General features: G+C 48.3%; 1 pseudogene. It reads left to right on the top strand.

Annotation, left to right across the window (positions count from 1 at the left end):
- Positions 1-261, top strand: a pseudogene (locus tag KVT27_RS25165) (LacI family DNA-binding transcriptional regulator); the annotation flags it as partial.

Here is a 261-nt window from a genome sequence, read left to right as displayed (position 1 = left end):
GAACGGTTATCGCATATTGCTCGATACGCTTCCGGAATTTGACGATTTGACACAATTTTCGAGCGATCCGGTAGACGGCGTTATTATGCTGTATCCGCGCAAGGATGATCAGCGCATAGCAAGGTATGACCAGATGAAAATTCCTTTAGTTCTGGTGGGGCGCCCCGATCCTTTGGACAGCAGCATTTCCTATGTGGATAATGACAACGAGAAGCTGGCCTATGATGTCGGTACCTACTTATTGTCGGAAGGCCACCAATC

Source organism: Lysinibacillus sp. GbtcB16 (assembly GCF_019091145.1).
Classification (GTDB): Bacteria; Bacillota; Bacilli; order Bacillales_A; family Planococcaceae; genus Lysinibacillus; species Lysinibacillus fusiformis.
The sequence above is the reverse complement of the archived record's forward strand: the minus strand, read 5'-3'. Positions and strand labels throughout refer to the sequence as shown.